General features: G+C 61.5%; 7 protein-coding genes. 3 read left to right on the top strand and 4 right to left on the bottom strand.

What is annotated here, in order from left to right; translation table 11 throughout:
- The first annotated feature begins 146 nt into the window (after positions 1-146).
- Positions 147-545, top strand: a complete 399-nt coding sequence (locus AEAC466_RS30505) for a hypothetical protein (RefSeq protein WP_023457594.1) — start codon at positions 147-149, stop codon at positions 543-545.
- A gap of 76 nt (positions 546-621) precedes the next feature.
- Positions 622-987 carry a YidB family protein gene (locus tag AEAC466_RS30500; RefSeq protein ID WP_023457593.1) on the top strand — a complete coding sequence of 122 codons (366 nt, stop codon included), beginning with the start codon at positions 622-624 and terminating at the stop codon, positions 985-987.
- A 64-nt stretch (positions 988-1051) separates the two neighbouring features.
- Here the strand turns inward: AEAC466_RS30500 and AEAC466_RS30495 are convergent, their stop codons facing one another.
- Both AEAC466_RS30495 and acs read right to left on the bottom strand, forming a co-directional pair.
- Positions 1052-1378 (bottom strand): hypothetical protein, encoded by a 327-nt coding sequence (locus tag AEAC466_RS30495; protein WP_023457592.1) that lies wholly within the window; start codon positions 1376-1378, stop codon positions 1052-1054.
- Between the two features lie 216 nt (positions 1379-1594).
- Entirely contained in the window at positions 1595-3532 is a 1938-nt protein-coding gene (gene acs, locus AEAC466_RS30490) for an acetate--CoA ligase (RefSeq protein WP_023457591.1), read from the bottom strand.
- A gap of 196 nt (positions 3533-3728) precedes the next feature.
- Here acs and AEAC466_RS30485 point away from each other — a divergent pair, with 196 nt between their 5' ends.
- Entirely contained in the window at positions 3729-4466 is a 738-nt protein-coding gene (locus tag AEAC466_RS30485; protein WP_023457590.1) for a creatininase family protein, read from the top strand.
- Positions 4467-4561: 95 nt separating this feature from the next.
- Here AEAC466_RS30485 and AEAC466_RS30480 read toward each other — a convergent pair whose 3' ends face one another.
- The gene (locus tag AEAC466_RS30480) at positions 4562-5569 is read right to left on the bottom strand and encodes an NAD(P)H-dependent glycerol-3-phosphate dehydrogenase (protein ID WP_023457589.1); all 1008 of its coding nucleotides are present in this window, start codon (positions 5567-5569) and stop codon (positions 4562-4564) included.
- Entirely contained in the window at positions 5566-6702 is a 1137-nt protein-coding gene (gene tsaD / locus AEAC466_RS30475; RefSeq protein ID WP_023457588.1) for a tRNA (adenosine(37)-N6)-threonylcarbamoyltransferase complex transferase subunit TsaD, read from the bottom strand. The genes AEAC466_RS30480 and tsaD overlap by 4 nt, the downstream gene beginning before the upstream one ends.
- Positions 6703-6714: the final 12 nt, after the last annotated feature.

The raw sequence follows: 6714 nt of genomic DNA, 5'->3' as shown, positions 1-6714 counted from the left end.
AGTTCGACACGCCTTTGACACCGGCGTTATGTGAAGTGGGCGATGGCCCTAAAACTGACAAAATGCTGCCCATATCCTCCCCTTCGACATGGTCCCCCATGCCCGGGGCCTGCGATTCAGGCCGAGAGTCTCAGAGGAAACTCACTATGCGAATTGCCCTTACCCTCAGCATCCTGGCCCTGGTGGCCGCACCCGCTGCGATCATGAGCCAGGCCAACGCCGCCGCTACGGCGGCCAACACAAAGATGACCCAGTGCGCCGCCCAATGGCAAAAGGACAAGGCCGCCAATAAGACCAACGGCCAGGACTACAAGACCTATTCAGCCGCCTGCATGAAGGGCGCCATACCGGCCGCGAAACCCGCCATGGCGGCTGCCAAGCCCGCCGCAGTCGTGGCTAAGCCAGCCGCCGTGGTCAAGGCGTCCAACACCAAGCCGCAAGACCGTATGAAGGAATGCGGGGCAAAATGGAACCAGATGAAGGCCGCCGGCAAACCCGGCAATCAGACCTACAAGCAGTTTTCGACCACCTGCCTGAAGAGCTAATCTGAAAAACTGAACTATCAGGTCAGACGGAGATCAGCCTGACCTGATAGCTTCCAATCTCTCAAGGAATAGAATCATGAGTCTTTTTGACGGCGTCCTTAACGCCCTGGGCGGCGAAAGCGGTGCCATGGCCGACCTGCAAGCCCTTGCCGGGCATTTCGGTGAGGGCGGGCTACAGACCATTATCGATAAGTTTCACCAGGGCGGTTTGGGCGATATCGTCCAATCCTGGGTAAGCAATGGTGCGAACCTGCCAGTCTCGCCCGAACAGCTCCAGGCCGTTCTCGGCTCCGAACAGGTCACCAAGGTGGCCTCGGCGCTTGGGGTCGACACGACACAATTGGCCTCAGCCCTGCCTGAACTCATTCACAACCTGACCCCCGACGGCCAGGTGCCGCAGGGCGGCCTGACCGACATACTCGGCGGCCTCTTCAAGTCCTGAACTCAGAACTGAACTTGAACACGCAGGCGGCCAAAGCTGTCACCTGCGTGTCTGTCTTCCCGGCCTAACCGATGCGCTTTACGCTATTGTCTGGCGTAACTTCGACGTCCGGCGTCAAGGCGTTGGCATTAGCATCTTTCGGCGCATCAAATTTGCGCCCTTTGTCGGGGTGGAAATACTCCTTGTCCTCTCCCGATTGGTTAAGCTCGTTCGGCGAAAATACCGTCTTGCCTTCAAAAGTCGCATCGACAGCCGGTAGGGCTTCCGGTTCGACTGGGTTAGTCGAGGGCGGCGTCCGACCCTTCACGTGGTCCTTCCCCTGATCTTGGGCCTGATTTTGAGGCGGCGACGGGTGGTTGGTCGGAGGTTGGGTAAAGGTCTCAGGCATCATGGCGCGTCTCCTTTAGTGATTTTTGGCAATGGTGTTTTAGCCGACCAGTCTAGGACACCTGCCGTAAGAAGAACGTCGTTTTTTGCTCGTCAAGCCGTAAGGCTGGCATGAGGGCTAAGGCTTACGGGTTTCTTGCATGTCGTGAAAAAGGCGCCGACCCAGCTGGGTCGGCGCCTTCATTTCGTGTTATAGCTATCGATCTAACCCAACCCCTTGCTAACCCAATCCCTTGGCCCCTTCGACAAGGTCCGCCACCACGGAGGGATCGGCCAGGGTTGAGATATCGCCCAACTGATCGGGATGCCCTTCGGCGATCTTGCGCAGGATACGACGCATGATCTTGCCCGAACGGGTTTTCGGCAGGCCCGGCGCCCATTGAATGACGTCCGGCGCCGCCAATGGCCCGATTTCCTGACGCACCCAGGTGACCAGTTCCTTTTTCAGGGCGTCGCTGGCTGCGACACCCTGCTTCAGCGTGACATAGCACCAGATACCCTGGCCCTTGATATCGTGCGGGTAGCCGACAACCGCCGACTCAGCGACGCTGTGATGCGCCACCAGGGCGCTTTCGATTTCAGCCGTTCCCAGCCGATGGCCCGACACATTCAGCACATCATCGACACGCCCGGTGATCCAGTAATATCCGTCCTCATCGCGTCGGCAGCCGTCGCCGGTAAAGTACTTGCCCGGGTAGGTCGAGAAGTAGGTATCGAGGAAACGTTGGTGATCGCCATAGACGCTGCGCATCTGGCCCGGCCAGCTGTCGCACAGGCACAGATTGCCTTCGGTTGCCCCTTCCAGGACATTGCCGTTGGCATCGACCAGGCAGGCGACAACACCCGGCAGCGGCTTCGTGGCGGACCCCGGCTTGAGCGGCGTGGCGCCAGGCACCGGCGTGATCAGATGACCGCCGGTTTCCGTCTGCCACCAGGTATCGACGATAGGGCAACGGCTATCCCCCACCACACGGTGATACCACAGCCAGGCTTCCGGATTGATCGGCTCGCCCACCGTGCCGAGAACCCGCAAGGAGGCGCGCGATGTCGCCTTTACCGGTTCGTCGCCATGCCGCATCAGGGCACGGATGGCCGTCGGCGCGGTGTAGAAGATGTTGACCTTGTGCTTGTCGACCACCTGCCAGAACCGGCTGTTGTCCGGGTAGTTGGGCACGCCCTCGAACATCAGCGAGGTGCCGCCATTGGCCAGGGGCCCGTAGACGACGTAGGAATGGCCCGTCACCCAGCCGATATCGGCGGTGCACCAATAGACGTCGCCATCCTGATAGTCGAAGGCCGTCTTGTGCGTATAGGCCGCCCAGGCGAGATAGCCGCCGGTCGTATGCAGGACGCCCTTAGGCTTGCCCGTCGATCCGGACGTGTAGAGGATGAACAACGGGTCTTCGGCATTCATCGGCTCTGGCGGACAGTCGGCGGACAGGCTCTCCAGCTCTTCGGAAACCACCAGGTCGCGCGGCATGCGGCTCCAGCCCGCTTTGGTGTGCTCGACCACAAAGACGTGGCGCACGCCAGGGCAGGATTCCATGGCCTTGTCGATATTGGCCTTGAGCGGAATGATCTTGCCGCCGCGCAGGCCTTCGTTCGCCGTGATGACGATATCCGACTGGCAGTCCTGGACGCGACCGGATATCGAATCGGGCGAGAAGCCGCCGAAGATGATGTTATGGACCGCGCCGATGCGCGTACAGGCCAGCATGAAATAGGCGGCTTCCGGCACCATGGGCAGGTAGAGGGTGATGCGGTCCCCCTTCTTGGCGCCATATTTTTTCAGCAGATTTGCGCGTTTGTTCACTTCGACGCTGAGCTGGTTGTAGGTGACGGTATAGGATATGCCGGGATCGTCGCCTTCGAAGATCAGGGCCACCTGGTCGCCGCGCGTCGCCAGATGGCGATCGATGCAGTTGACGCTGACATTTAGCACGCCGTCATAGAACCAGCGGATACGGAAGTCCTCGCGATGGAAGGAGACGTCCTTGACCTTGGAATAGGGCTGCATCCATGCCAGCGCATCACCGAGGGTTCGCCAATGCGCATCCGCGTCTTTTTCGAATAGGGCGTGCTGCGCCGCCAGTCCGTCGGCGGTCAGCGTCTTCGGACGTATGAAATCGGCGGGGACGCGGAAAAACGTGTCACTCATCAGGGCATTTCCTCAGGTCTTTTTACTTATGCAACAGCTTAGGGAAACAGGATTCGAGAGTCTATAAGACCAATAAGAAAAAACCCGCAGATTGGCGCGTACAGACAGCGCCTGATGCGAAATGCGACACGGAGCGGCTTGCCCTCGGCCACGGAGCGGTTATGGTCGCGGTAACAGCTTTCCAAGGAGTGCCTCCATGCTTTTGGCCATGTCCACCTGGCGCGAGATCGACGAGCGCCTGAAGGCGTCGCGCACCGTCGTCATACCCATCGGTTCCAACGAGCAGCACGGGCCGATGGGCCTGCTTGGCACCGACTGGCTCTGTCCGGAAATCATCGCCCATGCCGCCGAAAAGGAGGGCAATATTCTCGTCGCGCCGACCTTCAATATCGGCATGGCGCAACACCACCTCGGTTTCTCCGGTACGATTTCACTGCGCCCTTCCACCTTCATGGCCGCGATCGAAGACTGGGTCGACAGTCTCAGCCGCCACGGTTTCGACCGCATCTATTTCCTGAATGGCCATGGCGGCAATGTCGCCACGATCGAGGCGACCTTCTCGGAAATCTACTCGCACTATTCCTATGCCGCGACGCCCTGCCCATTCATCCTCAAGCTGCGTAACTGGTGGGACCTGCCCGGCATCACCCGCCTGTGCGCCCGGCTTTACCCGCAGGGTCACGGCAGCCACGCCACGCCGTCGGAAATCGCGATCACCTACGCCGCCTATCCCGACCACGTCAAATCGGCAGCCATGGAACCACAGATCGCGCCGACCGGGCCTATACGCGACGCCCTGGATTATCGCCATCGCTTCCCCGACGGCCGTATCGGATCGGATTCGTCCCTGGCCACGGTCGAACAGGGTCAGCAGATCATCGCCGCGGCGGTTAGCGGACTGATCGACGATATCGCCAAATTCGACGCGGAGTAGATTAGCGCTTCCGAAAAGTGTGCTGCACTTTTTTGAGATAAAAAAGCGCGTATAAGCAGGAAAGTAGAGCGCCCATCTGATTCAAGATCGGCGCTCTAAACCCGCTCGGATTTCAGCGGCCGCGACAGAAGGGCTTCGATGGCGCGCGACACATCCATGTCGCCATTGAGAACGGCGTTGACCGCCTCGCAGATCGGCAGTTCGACCTTGTGTTTGCGGCCGAGGTCGACCACCGCCGGCGCCGATTGCACGCCTTCGGCCACGCTGACCTTGTCGGCGAGGAACTGTTCCAGGCTCTGTCCCTGCCCCAACGCCAGGCCGACGCTCATATTGCGCGATTGCGGCGACGAACAGGTCAGGACCAGATCGCCCAGGCCGCACAGGCCCGCCATGGTTTCGAATTGTGCGCCCAACGCCATGGCCATGCGCGACATTTCGGCAAAGCCCCGCGTAATCAGGGCAGCATGGGCATTGCGCCCCAACCCCTTGCCCTCGGCAATGCCGCAGGCGATGGCGATAACGTTCTTGATCGCGCCGCCCGCTTCCGCGCCGATCAGGTCGGTCGATTGGTAGGGGCGAAACGTCGGGCCGGCGATGGTGGCGGCGATCCGCGCGCCAAGGGCCGCATCCTCGCACGCGATGGTAACGGCGGATGGCAGCCCCATGGCCACTTCGCGGGCGAAATTGGGACCGGCCAGCACGCCCGCCACGGCTTCCGGCAATACGTCTTCCAGCACCTCAGTCATCAGGCTGTCGCTTCCACGCTCGACCCCCTTGGCACACAGGACGATCGGCAGGCCCTCACGCACATAGGGCTTGAAGGCAGTCAAGGTCGAACGCATGTGCTGGGCCGGCGGCACGGCCAGTATCAGGTCGCATGTGGCCAGATCGGCGAAATGGCTGGTCGCGGTGATGGCAGGCGACAGGGGCACGCCGCCAAGATACAGGCGGTTTTCATGGTCGGCATTGATCGCGGCAACGACTTCGGGTTCGCGTGCGTGCAGGATGACGGCATTGCCGCCCAGCGTCGATACCTGCGCCAGTGCCGTACCCCAGGCGCCGGCGCCGATCACGCCCACCTTTTTGAACGTCTGTATCGTCACGCCTTCGCTCCCTTGCGGCCGGAATATTTATGGATCGGCGCGTTGGCGGCGCTGACCTCGTCAAGCGGCCAGCGCGGACGCGCGACGGTCGCCATGCCGGCGTTCATGTCCGGCAACGCCGCCTGAGTTCCTTCTTGGCTCAGCTTCTCGTAATGTTCAAGACCTGCCAGGGCGATCATGGCGGCATTGTCGGTGCAGTATTTGAGCGGCGGCGCCTTCAGGTTGAACCCATTCCGATCGGCGACCGTCGTCAGGGCCGCACGGATCGCCTGGTTCGCGGCCACCCCGCCGGCGACAACGAAGGCGGGCCGCGCAACCGTTACCTGAGCCTTGAACAGCGCCATCGCCCGTTCCGAGCGTTCGACCAGTTGCCGCGTAATCGCCGCCTGGACGCCGGCGCACAGGTCGGCGCGGTCCTGCGCCGTCTTGACGTGATCGTAAGCGATCAGGGCGGCGGCCGTTTTCAGGCCTGAAAAGGAAAAATCGCAGTCCTTACGGCCCAGCAGAGCGCGCGGCAGCGTAAACCGCGCAACATCGCCTTTCAGGGCTTCGGCTTCCAGCGCCGGACCACCGGGATAGCCAAGTCCCAGGACCTTGGCGATCTTGTCAAAGGCTTCGCCGGCCGCATCGTCTATGGTCGTGCCCAGACGCTCATAGTCGCCCACGCCCCTGACCGACAGCAATTGGCAATGGCCGCCGGAAATGAGCAGCAACAAGAACGGAAAGGCGACGTCTTCGCTCAGGCGCGCCGACAGGGCATGGCCCTCCAGATGGTTGATACCAATCAGAGGCAGGTTGCGCGCCAGGGCAAAGCCCTTGGCGAAGGACAGGCCGACCATGACCCCGCCGATCAGGCCCGGTCCCGATGTCGCCGCCACCAGATCGAGCGCCGGGTCACCGGCCTCCGCCAGGGCGCGCGCCGCCAGATCGTCGATGGTTTCGACGTGGGATCGCGCCGCGATTTCAGGCACCACGCCGCCGAAGGCCTTATGCTGCATGACCTGGGAATGAATGACGGACGACAGGACATGTGTGCCGGCTGCGTCACGGCGCACCACCGCCACGGCGGTTTCGTCGCAACTCGATTCAATGCCCAAAACGGTGATGCCAAAACCGGTGATACTGTGCGTCATGCTGCTCCTACA

This window comes from Asticcacaulis sp. AC466, from assembly GCF_000495815.1.
Taxonomy (GTDB): Bacteria; Pseudomonadota; Alphaproteobacteria; order Caulobacterales; family Caulobacteraceae; genus Asticcacaulis.
This window is presented reverse-complemented; position numbering and strand designations above follow the sequence as displayed.